The 16,769-nt window shown below is 60.5% G+C and carries 13 protein-coding genes and 1 tRNA gene; 9 read left to right on the plus strand and 5 right to left on the minus strand.

What is annotated here, in order from left to right:
- Positions 1-60: 60 nt before the first annotated feature.
- From ON14_RS14450 to fmdA, 5 genes are all read left to right on the plus strand, one after another.
- Positions 61-2,946 (plus strand): UPF0182 family membrane protein, encoded by a 2,886-nt coding sequence (locus tag ON14_RS14450; protein ID WP_010206202.1) that lies wholly within the window; start codon positions 61-63, stop codon positions 2,944-2,946.
- Positions 2,947-3,035: 89 nt separating this feature from the next.
- A tRNA-Met gene (locus tag ON14_RS14455) sits at positions 3,036-3,112 on the plus strand.
- Between the two features lie 168 nt (positions 3,113-3,280).
- Positions 3,281-3,586: an FmdB family zinc ribbon protein gene (locus ON14_RS16555; protein ID WP_010206203.1), complete on the plus strand. Its 306-nt coding sequence runs from the start codon at positions 3,281-3,283 to the stop codon at positions 3,584-3,586.
- A 27-nt stretch (positions 3,587-3,613) separates the two neighbouring features.
- Positions 3,614-4,234, plus strand: a complete 621-nt coding sequence (locus tag ON14_RS14460) for an AmiS/UreI family transporter (protein ID WP_010206204.1) — start codon at positions 3,614-3,616, stop codon at positions 4,232-4,234.
- Between the two features lie 74 nt (positions 4,235-4,308).
- Positions 4,309-5,562, plus strand: coding sequence for a formamidase (gene fmdA, locus ON14_RS14465; RefSeq protein WP_010206205.1), 1,254 nt, complete (start codon positions 4,309-4,311; stop codon positions 5,560-5,562).
- A 67-nt stretch (positions 5,563-5,629) separates the two neighbouring features.
- On the opposite strand, the gene fdhD is transcribed toward fmdA, so the two are convergent.
- The gene (gene fdhD / locus ON14_RS14470) at positions 5,630-6,469 is read right to left on the minus strand and encodes a formate dehydrogenase accessory sulfurtransferase FdhD (protein WP_010206206.1); all 840 of its coding nucleotides are present in this window, start codon (positions 6,467-6,469) and stop codon (positions 5,630-5,632) included.
- A 141-nt stretch (positions 6,470-6,610) separates the two neighbouring features.
- Between fdhD and ON14_RS14475 the strand changes: the two genes are divergently transcribed.
- Positions 6,611-8,923, plus strand: a complete 2,313-nt coding sequence (locus ON14_RS14475; protein WP_010206207.1) for an FdhF/YdeP family oxidoreductase — start codon at positions 6,611-6,613, stop codon at positions 8,921-8,923.
- Between the two features lie 52 nt (positions 8,924-8,975).
- Here the strand turns inward: ON14_RS14475 and ON14_RS14480 are convergent, their stop codons facing one another.
- The 3 genes from ON14_RS14480 to ON14_RS14490 all read right to left on the minus strand — a co-directional run bounded on the left by ON14_RS14480 (position 8,976) and on the right by ON14_RS14490 (position 11,239).
- Positions 8,976-10,394: a threonine/serine ThrE exporter family protein gene (locus ON14_RS14480; RefSeq protein ID WP_010206208.1), complete on the minus strand. Its 1,419-nt coding sequence runs from the start codon at positions 10,392-10,394 to the stop codon at positions 8,976-8,978.
- Positions 10,395-10,452: 58 nt separating this feature from the next.
- Positions 10,453-10,815, minus strand: a complete 363-nt coding sequence (locus ON14_RS16345; protein ID WP_010206214.1) for a hypothetical protein — start codon at positions 10,813-10,815, stop codon at positions 10,453-10,455.
- A gap of 112 nt (positions 10,816-10,927) precedes the next feature.
- Complete coding sequence (locus tag ON14_RS14490) at positions 10,928-11,239, minus strand: hypothetical protein (RefSeq protein WP_010206219.1); 312 nt, start codon at positions 11,237-11,239, stop codon at positions 10,928-10,930.
- Between the two features lie 111 nt (positions 11,240-11,350).
- On the opposite strand from ON14_RS14490, the gene nadE reads away from it, so the two are divergent.
- Genes nadE through ON14_RS14505 form a run of 3 tightly spaced genes read left to right on the plus strand, consistent with a single transcriptional unit; the run spans position 11,351 to position 14,406 of the window.
- Complete coding sequence (gene nadE / locus ON14_RS14495; protein WP_010206220.1) at positions 11,351-12,175, plus strand: ammonia-dependent NAD(+) synthetase; 825 nt, start codon at positions 11,351-11,353, stop codon at positions 12,173-12,175.
- A gap of 39 nt (positions 12,176-12,214) precedes the next feature.
- Entirely contained in the window at positions 12,215-12,892 is a 678-nt protein-coding gene (locus ON14_RS14500) for an ABC transporter ATP-binding protein (protein ID WP_141630083.1), read from the plus strand.
- Positions 12,892-14,406: a hypothetical protein gene (locus tag ON14_RS14505; protein ID WP_010206222.1), complete on the plus strand. Its 1,515-nt coding sequence runs from the start codon at positions 12,892-12,894 to the stop codon at positions 14,404-14,406. Before ON14_RS14500 ends, ON14_RS14505 begins: the two co-directional genes overlap by 1 nt.
- A 20-nt stretch (positions 14,407-14,426) precedes the next feature.
- Here the strand turns inward: ON14_RS14505 and ON14_RS14510 are convergent, their stop codons facing one another.
- Positions 14,427-16,667: a S9 family peptidase gene (locus ON14_RS14510; RefSeq protein ID WP_010206224.1), complete on the minus strand. Its 2,241-nt coding sequence runs from the start codon at positions 16,665-16,667 to the stop codon at positions 14,427-14,429.
- Positions 16,668-16,769: the final 102 nt, after the last annotated feature.

Genomic DNA, 16,769 nt, shown 5'->3' on the forward strand with positions numbered 1-16,769 from the left:
CACAGCGCATAAAAGACCTTTAAGCTACCGCTAGGCCCCCAATTTCAGGAGCAAAGTACTGTGTCGAGCCAAACCAAATCAGCCCCACCGAGCAAGACGAGGTCTGCGTTTACGATTACGGCGATAATTCTCGCCGTCATTGTCATCGCGTTCTTCTTGTTCTCTAATCTTTATGCCGACGTGCTCTGGTTTGACCAGGCCGGCTATCTCAATGTGCTCACCACTCAGTGGATAGCCAACGCCGTGATGTTCCTCATCGGGTTCGTTGCCATGGCAATTCCGGTGGGTGCCAGCCTGTTTATCGCGTTCCGCGCCCGCCCGATCTACGCCAAGCTCAACGCGCAGCTTGAGGGCTACCAGCAGGTTGTGGAGCCTCTCCGCAAGCTGGCCATGGTCGGTATCCCCGTTCTTCTGGGTATCTTCGGTGGTGTCTCGGCAGCCGGCAGCTGGCCCGTAGCGTTGCAGTGGCTCAACCGCAGCTCGTTCAACGAAGTGGACCCACAGTTCGGGCTCGACATCGGGTTCTTCTTTTATGAATTGCCCATGTACCACGGCATCGTGGGGTTCGCCTCTGCTGTACTGCTGGTCTCCTTCGTGGGCGCCATCGCCACGAGTTACCTCTACGGTGCGCTCAGCGTTCACGGGCGTGAAGTGCGTATCTCGCGTTCCGCTCGCGTGCAGCTGGCCGTTACTGCTGGGCTCTTCTTTGCGCTGCAGGCAGTAAGCATTTGGCTCGACCAGTACACGACGCTGTACTCGTCAAGCCAGGGCTTCTTGCAGACCGGTGCGAGCTACACCGAGGTCAATGCCACCATCCCCGGTCGCGCCATCTTGGCGGGCATCGCAGCGATCGTTGCCATCCTCTTCATCGTTACGGCCATCATCGGTCGCTGGCGTCTTCCCATGATCGGTACCGCTCTTCTGCTCGTCAGTGGTCTGGTCGTCGGAAACCTTTACCCCTGGGTCGTTCAGCGCTTCCAGGTAGACCCCAACGCGCGCACCTACGAGGCCGAATACATCGACCGAAGTATTGCGGCAACCCGAGACGCCTACGGTGTCGCGGATGTTGAAGAGATTCCATACAGCGCGACAACGGATGCTGAGTCTGGTGCGCTTCGTGAAGACGCAACAACAACTGCGAACATTCGAATTCTCGACCCGGCAATTGCCCCGCAGGCTTTCGCACAGCTTGAGCAGTTCAAGCAGTACTACCAGTTCGATAGCCACCTCGACGTTGACCGTTATGACATCGAGGGCGAAACCCAAGACACCGTCATTGCGGTTCGTGAGTTGAACCAATCTGGTCTCGGCGATTCGCAGTCCTGGTACAACAACGCGGTCGTCTACACCCACGGTTACGGCATTGTTGCTGCATTCGGTAATCAGCGTGCCGCCGACGGTCAGCCGGTGTTCTTGCAGTCGGGAATCCCGAGCACGGGCGAACTGGGCGACTTCGAACCTCGCGTCTACTTTGGTGAGAAGTCGCCGGAGTACTCCATCGTTGGTGGCCCAGAGGGTGCCGATGACATTGAGCTCGACTTCCCATCGGGTGGTGAAGACAGCAACCAGAACGCGACAACCACGTTCGACGGCAACGGCGGACCGGTGCTCGACAACATCTTCAAGAAGCTTGTCTACGCGATCAAGTTCCAGTCGGAGCAAATCTTCCTCTCGTCAGCGGTAACGGATGAGTCGCAGATTCTCTACGACCGGGAGCCTCTTGACCGCGTTGCGAAGGTAGCGCCGTACCTCACGGTTGATAGTGACGTTTATCCGGCTGTAGTTGACGGCCGCATCGTCTGGATCGTTGACGGCTACACCACGGGTGCTAACTATCCGTACTCGCAGGTTGAGCAGCTCTCCAGCGCGATTGCTGACACTTACACGCCGGCGCCGCAGTTTGCGCTCGACAACATCAACTACATCCGCAACTCGGTCAAGGCAACAGTTGATGCCTATGACGGTTCGGTGAAGCTGTATGCGTGGGACGACGAAGATCCTGTCCTGCAGACCTGGAACAAGATCTTCCCGAACACGTTGCTCCCGCAGAGCGACATGAGCGTTGAACTGCTCGATCACGTGCGCTACCCCTCTGACCTGTTCAAGGTGCAGCGCGAGATTTTGGGTTCGTTCCACATCACCAACGCTGGCTCGTTCTATTCGAGTGATGACCAGTGGGTCAGCCCAGAAGACCCGGTTTCGACAACCGGATCGCTTCAGCCGCCGTACTACCTCACCATGCAGGTACCTGGCACTACCGATCCCGCATTCACGATCTACTCGACCTTCATTCCGAAGGGAACAGCAGACGCCAGTCGAAGCGTTCTCACCGGATATCTGACGGCGAACTCTGACGCTGGTCCTGACTATGGCAAGCTCACTCTGTTGAATCTGCCCAAGAAGGACACAGTGCCCGGCCCCGGTCAGGTGCAGAACAGTTTCAATACCGACACTATTGTGGCGAATCAGCTAGCTCTGCTGCAGCGCGGTGAGACTGAGGTCAGGCTCGGTAACCTGCTGACTCTTCCTGTTGGTGGAGGTCTGCTCTACGTGCAGCCGGTCTATGTGCAGTCGACGAGTGGAACGCAGTATCCGCTGTTGCGCAAGGTGCTCGTATCGTTCGGTGATGAGATTGCGTTCGAGGACACCCTCGACCAGGCACTCGACTCGCTGTTCGGGGGAGACTCTGGTGCTGAGGCTGGCGACGGCGAAGTTCCGGTAGAGCCAGACGTTCCGGTTGACCCGGATGCTCCTGTCGACCCGGATGCTCCTGTCGAGACGGTCACGCCCGGCGAGAACCCGGAGCTTGACACCGCCCTTGCGGAGTACAAGGCAGCATTTGCCGACCGTCAAGCGGCCTATGCCGAGAACGATCTAGTGGCTGCTGCAGAAGCGGATGACCGCATGGTCGCGGCCATTCTCAAGGCAATCGCCGCCACCGAATAACCGTTTCGACTCAGCGGGCCCGCAGCACACTGTGAGCCCGCTGAGTTCGGTTTTCGCCGCCCTAAGCCTGTGTTAGGCTATAGATACGCCGCGGGGTGGAGCAGTTCGGTAGCTCGCTGGGCTCATAACCCAGAGGTCGCAGGTTCAAATCCTGTCCCCGCAACCACGTAATGTCGAAAGACAAATGTCGCAAGGCATCAAGATAGCCCGGATCTACGAAATGTAGATCCGGGCTATTTTTGTTGGTCTCGATGCATCTACGCAGAGTGGTCCACGGTCCATTGCCGCTGCGAGGAATGCTTGGTAACGTCACCGGGTATACGAGGTCGTCTACTTGGGTTGGGAGCTGAGCTACATTCCTGCTTACGAATATTCTTGTGCTGAACATGGCCATTTCGATAAACGAGCTCCCATGGGTGACATCCCCCAGACTGCATCGTGTCCGGACTGTTTCGGGGACGCGCCCCGTGTTTTCAGCTCCCCGCTTCTGAACCTTGGCGATTCTGGGGCCCGAAGGCTTATTGATGCCACCACAGCGACGGCCGACGCACCGCGCGTAGTGGGTTCACCACCTTCGGGGTCTCGTCGACCTCAACGCGTCACTTACGACCCTCGAGCGCAGAAACTACCGCGCGCCTAGAGAACTAGTACAGGAAGCGAGATCCAGATGAGTGCTGTCGGTTTGCTTTACGTTGGTGCGGTCCTATTTATTAACGGACTGGCACTGATGGGAATAGTCAAAGGAACGGGAGCTACTCCGCTCAATTGGTTCGTTGGATTCTTGCAAGTTCTCACCCCCACCTATCTCATCTTCACGGCCGGCGGCGACGCAGAAGTAATCTTCTCGGCGAGCGGGTTGTACCTCTTCGGCTTTACCTACCTGTACGTCGCAATGGGAAACACCTGGGGCCATGACCCGACGGGGCTGGGCTACTTTTCCCTCTTTGTCGCGATCATGGCGGTTGCCTACGCTGTGGCAAACCTCGTTTGGTTTGGCGACTACGCGTTCTTTGTGATCTGGCTCGAGTGGGCTGTGTTGTGGTTTCTGTTCTACCTCGTGCTCGGCAGGGGGATGAGCTCACTCACCTGGATTACCGGCGCCGTGGCCGCGGTGCAGGGCTGGATTACCGCCGCGATCCCGGCCTTCCTCTTGCTCACGGGAATTTGGCAACAGCTGGATGGCTTCATCGTGGCAGTCGCCCTGGCTGTCGTCTTTGTCGTTGCCATGGTGATCCTGCGGAGCAGGCAGCCAGCCCCAGTAAAGGAGGCGGCCCACTCGAACTCCTGAGCCATCCCGCGGTCATTCCGCGAGACCACATTCACGGTACATAAGAAAATCGCTTCACCTTCGAAAGGAATAACATGTCTGAGAATCTTTTTCCCTTAGATTCTGGAAAGCCCTTCACCGACCAGAAATTGGTCGGCCACAACCGATGGCATGGTGACATCCCGGCAGCCGTCACGGTCAAACCGGGGCAGATATTTCGAGCTGATTGCCGTGAATGGTTTGACGGGGCAATCGTGAACGATGACTCTGCGGAGGACATCGCCAATGCGCCGCTCGAGAGCGTCCATGTGCTGAGCGGACCATTCGCTATAGAAGGCGCCGAGCCCGGCGACCTACTGATCGTCGACATCCTCGACATTGGGCCGATCCCGAACGAGTCAGGTCCGCTTGCCGGTCAAGGCTGGGGGTACACCGGAATCTTCGCCAAGAACAACGGTGGAAGCTTCCTTGTTGATCAGTTTCCCGATGCCTACAAGGCAATTTGGGACTTCGAGGGTGGCTACGCGACCTCCCGTCACGTGCCGGAAGTTCGCTACCGCGGCATCACGCACCCCGGACTAATGGGAGTGGCGCCATCCACAGATTTGCTGGCAACCTGGAACTCTCGCGAGGCCGCCCTCATTGCGACCGACCCGCAGCGGGTTCCGCCACTCGCTCTTCCGCCGGAACCGCGTTCCGCAATTCTTGGTTCGCTTACGGGCGATGAGTTCGACCGGGTGAGCAATGAAGCCGCTCGTACAGCACCGCCGCGCGAGAACGGTGGAAACCAAGACATCAAGAACTTCACCAAAGGCACTCGCGTGTTCTACCCGGTCTTCGTAAAGGGCGCCAACCTCTCCTTTGGCGACCTGCACTTCAGCCAGGGCGATGGTGAGATCACGTTCTGCGGTGGTATCGAGATGGGCGGCTATCTGGAGCTCAAGGTCGACATCATCAAGGGTGGAATGGAAAAGTATGGGGTGTCGGAAAACGCGATCTTCCAGCCGGGAATCGAAGGCCCCCAATACAGCGAGTGGTTGGCGTTCAGCGGTACATCAGTCACCTTGGATGGTGAGCAGAAGTATCTCGACTCAGACCTTTCGTACCAGCGTGCTTGTCTACATGCGATCGACTATCTAACGAAGTTCGGCTACAGCCCGGAACAGGCCTACCTGCTTCTGGGATCCGCGCCCATTGAAGGTCGACTTTCTGGCGTTGTCGACATCCCGAACTCCTGCGCAACGGTCTACTTGCCGACCGCGATGTTCGACTTCGATATTCGCCCGTCGAAAGGTGGGCTGCATAAGATCAACTCCGGAATCGGCGCCCCGATGGTGCCTAATGGCTAGCTAACTCGATTCAACGACAGGGCGGACGCCACCAGCACAAGCTGGATGGTGCTCCGCCCTTGTTGTTTTACTCGTCGGGGAAGGGCTGGATGCGATCTCCGGTGTAGACCACCATGGAGTTGCCGCGGAGAAACCCGACGAGGGTCATGCCAAGCTCTGCTGCCAATTCGACCGCGAGCGAGGACGGTGCCGAAACGGCCGCGAGCACGGGAATCCCCGCCATCTGCGCTTTTTGAGTCAATTCAAAACTTGCCCGGCCAGAGACCATCAATACGGTGCCCCGCAGGGGGAGCAGGCCTTCCTTCGCCGCCCAGCCCACAACTTTGTCTACCGCATTGTGCCGACCGACATCCTCACGAAGAACGAGCAACCGGCCGGTGCTGCCATCAAAGAGTCCAGCGGCATGTAGTCCACCCGTCTTATCGAAAACGGCTTGCTCGGCGCGAAGTTTCTCCGGGAACGTGACCAATAGCTCTGGAGTGATGGTGATGGGGTCATCGGCCACCTCATAGGCGGACTGCGTGCGAACCATGTCAATGCTCGCTTTTCCGCAAACACCGCACGAGCTGGTGGTGTAAAAGTTTCGCTCGAGACTGGGATCGGGCGCAGGCACTCCTGGCGCGAGCGTGACATCCAGAACGTTGTAGGTGTTTTCATCGGCGACGGTGGCGTCGGCGCAATACCGTGCGGCCGCGAACTGATCACCTCGACTGATGACGCCCTCGGAAACGAGGAAGCCTGCTGCCAAGTCAAAGTCGTTGCCGGGGGTCCGCATGGTGACGGCTAAAGCGCGACCACCGACCCGAATCTCCAACGGTTCTTCGACAGCGAGAAAATCTTCTTTGATACTGGCGGGAGTGCCGACTGTAAGCCGAGTAACTCTGCGTCGAACCGTGATCCTGCTCATGGATTTAGGTTGTCAGGCCGCGCAGTCAACCGCAAGCGCCGCTGCAGCGATCCGTCGTCAGAGCCCACGCGATCAGCCGCTAGCGCACTCGAGTACGCAACTAGGTGCCCTAATAGTGACGTAGTGGGGCAGGATGGAAGAATGCGACGCTCAGCACCTCGAAAAGACATCGATGAGAACGACCTCACAGTTTCTTCGCCGAAGAAGTCTGCTGCGGGGCTTGAAGCTGTGGTTGTCGCGCTCGAGCGGGGAGTTGCCCAAGCGGGGGTTTCGCGAACGGTGAAGGCGCTGCTCACCCTCAACCAAGTCGACGGAACCGATTGCCCGGGTTGCGCCTGGCCAGAAACCATCACGGGAAAACGTAAGACCGCTGAATTTTGCGAGAACGGCGCCAAAGCAGTCGCCGAAGAAAACACCAAACGCACTGTAACTCCAGAATTCTGGGCCACCCACTCAATCGCTGAGCTTGCCGACAAAACCGAGTACTGGCTGGGCAATCAAGGGCGAATCACTGAGCCGGTAGTCATCCGCCCCGGCGAGACCCACTATTCGGCGATTTCGTGGACCGAAGCATTCGAGCTTGTCGGTGAACGGATTCGCGCGACCTCGCCAGACCGTTGCGTGTTCTACACCTCCGGGCGCACAGCGAATGAGACAGCGTTCCTCTACCAACTGTTTGTGCGCTCGCTCGGCACCAACAACTTGCCCGACTGCTCGAACATGTGCCACGAGTCATCCGGTGCAGCACTGAACTCAACGATTGGAACGGGAAAAGGCACCGTATCGCTCGAAGATATCGAAGCGGCCGAGCTAATCTTTGTCGTTGGCCAAAACCCCGGCACGAATCATCCGCGAATGTTGTCAGCGCTCAAGGAGTGCAAAGACAACGGCGGCACGATCGTGGCCGTGAACCCGCTGCCCGAGGCCGGACTTATGCGATTCAAAGATCCGCAGACCGTTGGCGGTTTGATCGGAGACGGCACCGCTCTGGCCGATCACTTTATGCAGATTAAAGTCGGCGGAGATCTTGCACTCTTTCAGGCACTCGGGCACCTACTGCTCGAGGCAGAAGCCGCCAATCCCGGTACCGTTCTTGACGAGGCCTTCATCGCCGAAGTCACCGACGGTATCGATGCCTACCGCGCTGCGCGCGCGACTCTCGACTGGGATGAGACGGCGAAAGCTACCGGCCTGACACGGGAACAAATCACCGAGGTCGCCGGGTTGCTCGCGGGATCGAAGGCAACGATTTTCTGCTGGGCTCTCGGCATTACCCAGCAGCCACACTCTGTCGACACGATCCGGGAGATCATCAACCTGCTGCTGTTGCAGGGAAACTTCGGCAAGCCAGGGGCGGGTGCTTGCCCCGTGCGCGGACACTCCAATGTGCAGGGCGATCGCACGATGGGTGTCTGGGAGCAGCCATTCGGCTGGATGCTCGATGGCCTCGAATCTGAGTTCGGAATCAACGCGCCAACCGAGCACGGCTACGATTCCGTGGAGACGGTCAACGCGTTCGCCGCCGGTGACATCGATGTGTTCGTGTCTATGGGAGGGAACTTTGCCCTCGCTAGTCCCGATACCGAGATCATCGAAGAGAGCATGAAGCGGGCAGGGTTGACCGTTCACGTTTCTACCAAGCCGAACCGCTCGCATGTAGTTCATGGACAAACATCGCTGATCTTGCCGACACTCGGGCGCACCGACATCGACGACAAGCATCCGGGCGGTCGACAGATTCTTTCCGTCGAGGATTCCATGTCGGTCGTGCGGTCCACTCAGGGGCGCCTGAAGCCGGTGTCAGACCACCTGCTTGCCGAGCCAGTGATCATTGCGCGCATGGCCGTCGCGACGCTGGGGGAGGACCACGCGGTCGATTGGAAGGCGATGGCGGATGACTATGACGTCATCCGTGACCATATTTCGCGCCTGATTCCCGGTTTCGAGGACTTCAACCGGCGCGTGCGCGACCGCAATGGTTTCGTTCTGCCGAGCGCGCCGCGTGACCGCCGAGCCTTCGTTACTGACATCGGGCGCGGCAAGTTCACCGTCAGCCCGCTCGAATATCTCACTCCACCACCCGGACATTTCACCCTGCAAACCATGCGCAGCCACGACCAGTACAACACCACGTCATACGGTGTTGATGACCGTTATCGCGGCATCAAGAACGGCCGCAGAGTCATCCTGATTCATCCCGACGACATCGCTGAAGCGGGCTTAGTCGATCGACAGCTAGTGGATGTCATCAGCACGTTCGCGGGAGCGGAACGCCGGGCCGATCGATTCCGATTGGTGGCATACCCCAGCGCGCGAGGCTGTGTTGCCGCGTACTTCCCCGAAGCGAATGCGTTAATGCACCGCGAACTATTGGCGCGCGAATCGAATACCCCCGGCTATAAGGCGATGGCGGTACGGTTCGAGGCACGCGACGAGGATGACCTAGAGAACTAGCGAGCTCGCTACCGGGAAGGCGCCGGAAGTCAGGTGCCCCGCTGTGGTGATATCAGTTGGACGGGCTCGTAGCCGCGGTGGAGGGATCAGACGCTGGCGTGCTCTCGGGGTCGGGAACAGGCTCGAGAAAGTCGAAAAGCTGCGGTAGCCGGCTGCCGCGCAAGGAGCTGGAGGCCGCAAGCCCGATGAGCACGCCGAGGGCGATAGCGATCATCGTTCCGATGGTAGTGACGAGGGTGGTGCCCGCTCCCGCGGAGCCCCCGAGGGCCTCAGTGACCCCGACAAGACCCAGACCGCCAGGGACAAGCAGCCAGAACGCGGGCAAGAAACTCACGATGGCCGGGGGCCCGCTGCGATGCCGGGCAACAAGTACTGCTACCGGGGTCATTGCGATCGCACCGATGAGGGCCGAGAGTACGCCGCCGAACAAGACGTCACCAATAACTTGGGCGCCGTAAGCAACATAAAGCACCAGCACAATCCAGGGAATAGAAGCCGGCCGCGCGCACTGATAGACGGTGATACCCAACCCGAAGACGGCGACGGCAATCCAGGGAGCAAATGGTCCGAGAGGTTCGCTGGCCACATTGAGATCGATAGTCGGAACTCCCACAAGCGCACCCGCAGACACAATGCCCACGGCGAGCAGTAGGAGTCGCATGGCGCCGGCGGCAGCGCGCGCTGAGCCTGACATTATGTGCCCCGTTGCCAACTCGATCACGGCAGTCGTCAAGAGACCACCCGGCAGCAAGATAACCAGTGGAGCCACCAACGAGGGCAGCACCCCGGAATCTGCCGACGCTCGGGCTACCAGGAGCACAATTAGTGATGAGCCGAGCGCGGCACCGACAATGACGAGCGCACTGTACCCAGAGGGAATGCGTTCGCCGAGCAACAGCAAAGTCCCGACGCCAGCGCCGAGCACGGCCGCTAACGCGACCCCCAACCACGAGGAGCCTAAGAGAACAGCGATTGCCGCTGAAGTGAGCGCATAAGCGAGCACCCGTTGGGTGGAGGAAAAAGGCATTGACAGCTCACTCACTTTGGCAAGCTGACGATTCACCCACGCACTCGAGCCAGAGCGAACCCGCCCTACTTTCACGACGCGGTCAATCACGTCGACGTGATGGAGTAGATACGACTGCCTTCCGGCAGACACCGCTCGGGTTTGGGTGGCGCCGTCATCATCCACCGAGACGAACAGAGCCGTGGGGAACACCACCACTTCAGCCGAAGGGAAACCATTCGCTGTGGCCACATCCTGCACGGCAGAACGAACCATGCTTACCGGGTAGCCGCTGTCGATCATCGCTTCGCCCACCTGCGCCAACGAATCGAGCACCACGCCAGCGGGAGTTGCGTGATCGCGTAACGGCATTGCCGGTGTGGGCACAGCCGTTGTCCTGGTGCGACGCCGAAGCACGAGCCAGAGCACCAGAAGACTGGCCGCAAGCACCGCAACGGCAATCACGAGCGAGGTGAGCGAACGTTCGACGTAGCGAAACTTGGTGGCGTAGCGGGAAGAGGGATTACTTCGCTGTCGTCCTCAACGAGCGGTTTTCGACCGGAGTGGGAGTGGCGCTCGGCGTCGGAGTGATCGTCTGACTGGGGATCGGGTCGGGAGAAGCCGGTGATGTCGGCGTGACCGTCGGGAGTGGAGCGGGAGTGGACGTCGCGGTCGGAGTTGGTGAGGTCGGCGCTGCGGTCTCGATGGGATCCGGGTCATCAATCGCCGTCACCGAAGTGGTGGTGGTAGCTCTCGCTGCCGGGGCCTCCGTCGCGCCAATAGTGTGCGGCTCAGCGAACGCGGGGGCAGAGATCCCGAATAGGCCTGCGGCGCAGCTGATGACGACGAGCAATCGAATGCTCAGGCCGCGCACCGCTTTCGTCATACTCGAGTGTCCCCTATCTCGAGTGAAGCGCGCACTCGCCATGCTGCACGCGAGAGTCAGGGCTTAAGGGTCTCGATTACGGGGAGTGGTCTTGCTGCCGAGGGAGCGTGTCTTAGTCGCGGAGGGCGTTCCCGGAGTGAGGTTGTGCGGTGGAGGGAAATGCGCCGGCGGCAGAGAGACGATCGAGTTTGAGCAGGATGAGCGCGCCGACGATCAGCACGGGGCCAATGAGGCGCGCGAGCTGGCCAAGAGAATCGACGGCCGCGGCGAGCGCCCCCACGAACTGCTGGGTCATCGGGAAGTCGATTGACTGTATAGCGAGGTAGAGCGCCGGAAGGAGAAAGTTGAACACGAGGAAGCTGATAAGCGTAAGGACGACTCCGGTCCAGAAAGCAACCTTGGGGCGAAGCAGCTGGTCGATCATCGGGGCTCCTGTATTTCGTGGGCGTAACAGTTTCAGGCTATCCCGTTGAGACTCTGGGGCATAGCAAAGTTGAATAATCCTAATGCCGGAGACGGGGGTTAGATTTGACCTATGACTCCGTTACAAGCGCGCATCATCTACGACTTGAACACCCAGCCCACAATCGACCCTGCCGAGCAGGTTCGCATGCGCATCGACTTCCTGAAGGAATACCTCAAGGCGTCGCACGCCAAGGGGCTCGTGTTGGGAATCAGCGGCGGGCAAGATTCTTCCCTCGCCGGTCGTCTCTGCCAGCTCGCAGTCGCGGAGCTGCGCGCCGAGGGTGCCGAGGCGCAGTTTGTGGCCGTCCGACTCCCGCACGGGGTGCAGCACGACGAGGACGATGCGCAATTGGCGCTCGACTTTATTGAGGCTGATCGCGAAGTGACCTTCAACATCCAGCGGGCCGTCGACGGCATTGCCGCGGAATTTGCGGATGCTCTGGGCGAGCCGATTACGGATTTTAACAAGGGCAACGTGAAAGCTCGCGAGCGCATGGTGGCGCAGTATGCGATTGCTGGGCAGCTCGGCTACCTGGTGGTCGGAACAGACCACGCGGCCGAAGCAGTCACCGGCTTCTTCACCAAGTTCGGTGATGGTGGTGCTGACGTGTTGCCGCTCACCGCGCTCACCAAGCGTCAGGGCAAGCAATTGCTTGTTGAACTCGGCGCTCCAGAGCGGCTGTATGAGAAAGTACCGACGGCTGACCTGCTCGACCACACGCCCGGCCAGGCCGACGAAACTAATCTCGGCGTGACGTACGAGCGCATCGATGACTACCTCGAGGGCCGCGACGTGCCTGCCGAGGTCGCGGTCGAGATCGAGACCAAGTACCTCAATTCTCGCCACAAGCGCACTGTGCCGGTGTCGATGTACGACGAGTGGTGGACCGAATAGCGGGAGCTTTTTCCGCACCCTCTAACTACACTGGATTTCATGGGGAAATCTCACAACGCTGCTGTGGCCGCTTCAGCTGGCACGGCTTTCGGTGTCCGGGTCGATTCTCTAGCCGTTCAGATCGATGACGTGCCGCTCCTGGAGTCGGTGTCGTTCGACATTCTGTCGGGCACCGCAGCAGCGATCACAGGTGCTAACGGTGCGGGCAAGACCACGCTGCTGCGGGTGCTCGCTGGTCTGATGCCGCCGACAGCGGGAAGCGCGCACGTCGGTGATCTGCCGGTGGATGAGCGAAGCCCGGCTTTTCGACGAATGGTGGCGGGTCATATCGGCCACACGTCGTTCGCTCGCGATCTAACGCTTGACGAGCAACTAACGATGGTCGGCGTCTCTTGGGGCGCGGAGGTGCCTACCGCTCGCGAGCGAGCTACTGCGCTGCTCGATGACTTCGGTCTCACTCGCCTGCGAACGCGCTTCGCCCACGAACTCTCATCAGGTCAAGCACAAATGTTCTCCTTGGCTCTCGCAATCGCACGGCCGTTCGACGTGCTGATGCTCGACGAGCCAGAACAGCGACTCGATAAGGAACGCCGAACCCAGGTCGCCCGCATCTTGAGAGGCCTCGTCGCTGAGGGCACGACGCTGCTCTTTGCTTCGCACAACGCGAAATTAATCGATGCTGTGAGCGACCGCACTGTTGCTTTGACACGCTCATAATGGCATCCAATTCCACGCTTCGGCGCTTGCGACGACTGCGCCGCGACCGGCAGGCACAGAGCGAGAGTGACCTCACGTACGTGATCTATGTGAGCGTGATGCTTCTGCTGATTGTCGGCGTACCCATTATTCGGACGGCAGTGCTTGGCTTGGCAACCCCCGACGTGTTGGCCTTGGTGGCCGGCCCAGCCGCACCGGCGGTACTTGCCGCGATTACTGGGTTGTTGTTTGCTGCGCTTGTCGTGCTCGGACGGACTCGAGGGCCAGCGCTGATGGATCCGTTCCGCAGTGTCGTCGTTGCAAGCAACCACTTGCCTCGTCGTCACACGCTGCGGCGACCGTTCCTTGTTTCGGCCTCTCAACTTGTGGTGGCACTCGCGGCGGTCGCGTTGATCCTTGCTTCTGCCCTCGCGGTGGCGGGCGCAGCGACGGCACTCTCCGTCATCGCGTTCGTGGCGGCGACCGTGCTGATCGGCATCTTTGCCTCGATCGCGTGGCTGCTGGGGCAGAGCGTGTCGACTCAGGCTTCACAACGAGTAGCTGCGGTGCTCGCAGTGGTGTCACTCGGCACGGCGGTGATTCCGGGCGGACTGGTCGCAACGCCGTGGGGCTGGATTGCGCTGCTCTATCCGAGCTCCGCGTTCGTGGCATGGCCTGCGCTTGGCGCGTTGGCCGCACTGGTGATCCTCGCCGCGTTCGCTATCCCGCGACTCTTGGATAGCATCCGCGGTCCTGAATTGACCGCTCAGGCGCAGCGCTGGAGCAGCGCTGCCACGTTCAGCGCGACCGCCGATCTAGCGGGAGCATTCGCGGAGTTTCGGAGTCTTCCGACCGTGGGGCGTCGTTGGAGAGCGGTGCAGAATGTACCGACGCCAGTAGTGATGTTCGTGCGCGACCTTGTTGGCTCGCTGCGTTCTCCCGAACGGCCCATCGTGGCGGCGCTGTCGTTGCTCGTCGCGGGGTTCCTGCTCGCAAGTACAAGCTCCGTGCCCGCGACGGTTGCGTGGGCACCGGCCCTACTCGGCGGAATTTTTGCGTTTCTCGCGCTTGGCGTGTGGAGCGACGGATTTCGCCACGCCTCCGATACCGCGGTCGGGGTGCCCCTTTACGGTTTCGGCGTAGTGAAAGAGTTCGCACTGCACGCAACGCTGCCAGCGGTGGGGGTGATCGTTTTCGTGGGCTCGGGAGCGCTAGCCGCGAGCGTTGCCGGTGCGTCGCTCCTGAGCGCCGCTGTGGCGGTCGCATTCGCGCTGTTTGTCATCACCGTTCGAATGATGAATGCCACGAAGGGTCAGATGCCGCTAGAACTCCTCGCCCCTATCCCTACCGCGGCAGGAGACCTCTCCGGCATGCTGATCGTGCTCTGGCAGGCTGACGCGTTGCTGCTCATCAGCGTAGCGAGCATCGTGTTGGCCTCGACTTGGCTCAGCGCACCGCTGCTCTTGGCAACGCTTCCCGTTGCCAGCACAATCGTGCTGTGGCTGGCGAGTCGAAACATTGCTGCCGCCCGCTGACAGACCGTGCCGTGCCCCGATTAGCTCGCTGAAATACGCGTCACATCCACCATCCATGCGTAGTTGAAGGCGCGCTCGCGCCAGGCGTCGTAGCGGCCGGAGACTCCGCCGTGGCCCGCCGCCATCTCGGTCTTGAGCAGTGCATCCGCCCCCACCTCGCGCAGCCGGGCAACCCATTTGGCTGGCTCGACGTAGAGCACGCGGGTGTCGTTGAGCGAGGTCACGGCGAGAATCGGCGGGTAGTGGGTGTCGTGCACATTCTCGAGCGGGGAGTACGACTTCATGTAGTAGTAGACCTCCTCATTGTGCAGGGGGTCACCCCACTCATCCCACTCGATAACAGTCAGCGGCAGCGAGGGGTCAAGGATCGAGGTGAGCGGGTCGACGAAGGGAACGACCGCGAGGATGCCCGAGAACAGTTGCGGGGCCAAGTTGGCGACGGCGCCCATGAGGAGGCCGCCAGCGCTTCCACCCTCAGCAACGAGTCGATCGCTGGAGGTCACGTCGTTGTCGATCAGGTGATGGGCGCACGCGACAAAGTCAGTGAAGGTGTTGCGCTTGTGAAGCTTTTTGCCGCCTTCGTACCAGGTGCGACCGAGTTCGCCACCACCGCGAACGTGGGCGACCGCGAAGACAATGCCGCGGTCGAGCAGGCTCAGGCGCCCGACAGCGAAGCCGGGATCGATGCTGATCTCGTAGGAGCCGTAGCCGTAAAGCACCGTCGGCGCCGGGGTACCTGGCACCACGAGATCATTGCGGTACACGAGGGAGATCGGAACGCGAGTACCGTCGGAGGCGGTGGCCCATTCCCGACGCTGGGTGTACAGCGCAGGCTCAAAGTGGCCAAGCACCGGCTGCTGTTTGCGCACGACCAGCTCATTGTCATCCACTAGATAGTCGTAGACGATCGTCGGCGTCACGAAACTGCCATAGCTGAGGCGGATGCTCGGCTGGTTCCACTCGGGGTTGGAGCTGAGGCCCACGGTGAAGAGTTCGTCGTCGAATTTCAGTTCGTGGGGAGTGTCTTCGTAGCGCCCGCCATGCTTCGGAACGATCGCAACCGCCACGCGGGTGAGACCCTCGCGGCGGTACTCGATCGCCACAAAATCCTTGAAGGCATCGACGCCCTCGAGGCGCACGGCTTCGTTGTGGGGGAGAATCACGCGGCGCTCGCCGAGAGGATCGGCCGCAGCAACACTCACGAGCTCGAAGTTGATCGCGTCCTTGTTGTGCACGATCAGCAGGCGATCCTGGGTGCCGACGATCACATGCTCAACGTCATACTCGACGCCCACCTCGCGCGGCCAGACAACCTCGAACTCACCGGTCGGATCGCTCGTGTCGAGCAAGCGCGTCTCGCTCGTCAGACGCGAACCCGCCTCGATCGCCAAATACTTGCCACTGCGTGAGCGACCAACGCCCACCCAGAAGCTCTCGTCGGGCTCATGAAAAACCTGCACGGCGGATGCCGCAGCGGTGCCCAGCTCGTAGCGCCAGACGGTATCGGGGCGCCACGCATCATCCACGGTCGTATAGAAGACGTGCTTGCCCGTGGCATCCAGGAGCGCGCCGCCCGCGGTGCCCGGAATTTCGTCGGCAAGGTCATCGGCGGCGCTGAAGCGGATGACGGCAGCGGCGGCATCTGCGGTGTCGCTCGAACTCGCCGCATCGCCGAGCTGGCGCACCCGCAGCGTGTACCGCTCATCGCCCTCGATGTCCACGCCATAGAGCAACAGCGTTCCATCGTCGCTGAGCGAGAATGAGCCCAAGCTGAAGAAGTCATGGCCCTCGGCTTCGACGTTGTCGTCGAGCAAGATCTGCTCGCCGGGAAGGGTCGTGGGTGCGGCGGCGGCCACGGCCACGGCAGCCGCGTCGGTGCGGTCCGCAGTAGCCTCAGCGTCACCAGCAACGGGCTCCACAATCGTCGGGGGAGTCCAGTCATCCTCTCCAGTGATCGGTGCGCGGCAGTGAATCGGATACTGCTTGCCCTCTTCGGTACGGCTGAAGTACCACCACTGGCCGCGACGAACCGGAACGCTCAGATCGGTTTCTTGCGTACGGCCCTTAATCTCTTCGAAGATCTGCTCTTGCAGCACGCTGAGGTGGCTCGTGCGGGCCGAGGTGTAGGCATTCTCGGCATGGAGGTGCGCGAGGGTATCGGGGCTCTCTTTGTCGCGCATCCACTCGTAATTGTCGACGTAGTGGTCGCCATGCTGGAGGCGTTCCGTGGGAACCTTTGCGGCTTCAGGTGGGGTGAGCATGACTTCAGCGTATGCCCGAACCCTGCACAGCAGAAGTGAGGCATCGCGATGAGATCGCCAATTCCTATAGCATCGTGAAGCAACCTCAACGATGGGAATTTC

It is taken from the genome of Salinibacterium sp. PAMC 21357 (assembly GCF_000247645.1).
In the GTDB taxonomy this organism is placed as follows: Bacteria; Actinomycetota; Actinomycetes; order Actinomycetales; family Microbacteriaceae; genus Rhodoglobus.

Bases quoted from the DNA above. Each gene is read 5' to 3' on its own strand.
- ON14_RS14460 (WP_010206204.1), top strand. From the start codon at position 3,614: ATGAGTGCTGTCGGTTTGCTTTACGTTGGTGCGGTCCTATTTATTAAC.
- fmdA (WP_010206205.1), top strand. From the start codon at position 4,309: ATGTCTGAGAATCTTTTTCCCTTAGATTCTGGAAAGCCCTTCACCGAC.
- fdhD (WP_010206206.1), bottom strand. From the start codon at position 6,469: ATGAGCAGGATCACGGTTCGACGCAGAGTTACTCGGCTTACAGTCGGC.
- ON14_RS14475 (WP_010206207.1), top strand. From the start codon at position 6,611: ATGCGACGCTCAGCACCTCGAAAAGACATCGATGAGAACGACCTCACA.
- ON14_RS16345 (WP_010206214.1), bottom strand. From the start codon at position 10,815: ATGACGAAAGCGGTGCGCGGCCTGAGCATTCGATTGCTCGTCGTCATC.
- ON14_RS14490 (WP_010206219.1), bottom strand. From the start codon at position 11,239: ATGATCGACCAGCTGCTTCGCCCCAAGGTTGCTTTCTGGACCGGAGTC.
- nadE (WP_010206220.1), top strand. From the start codon at position 11,351: ATGACTCCGTTACAAGCGCGCATCATCTACGACTTGAACACCCAGCCC.
- ON14_RS14500 (WP_141630083.1), top strand. From the start codon at position 12,215: ATGGGGAAATCTCACAACGCTGCTGTGGCCGCTTCAGCTGGCACGGCT.
- ON14_RS14505 (WP_010206222.1), top strand. From the start codon at position 12,892: ATGGCATCCAATTCCACGCTTCGGCGCTTGCGACGACTGCGCCGCGAC.
- ON14_RS14510 (WP_010206224.1), bottom strand. From the start codon at position 16,667: ATGCTCACCCCACCTGAAGCCGCAAAGGTTCCCACGGAACGCCTCCAG.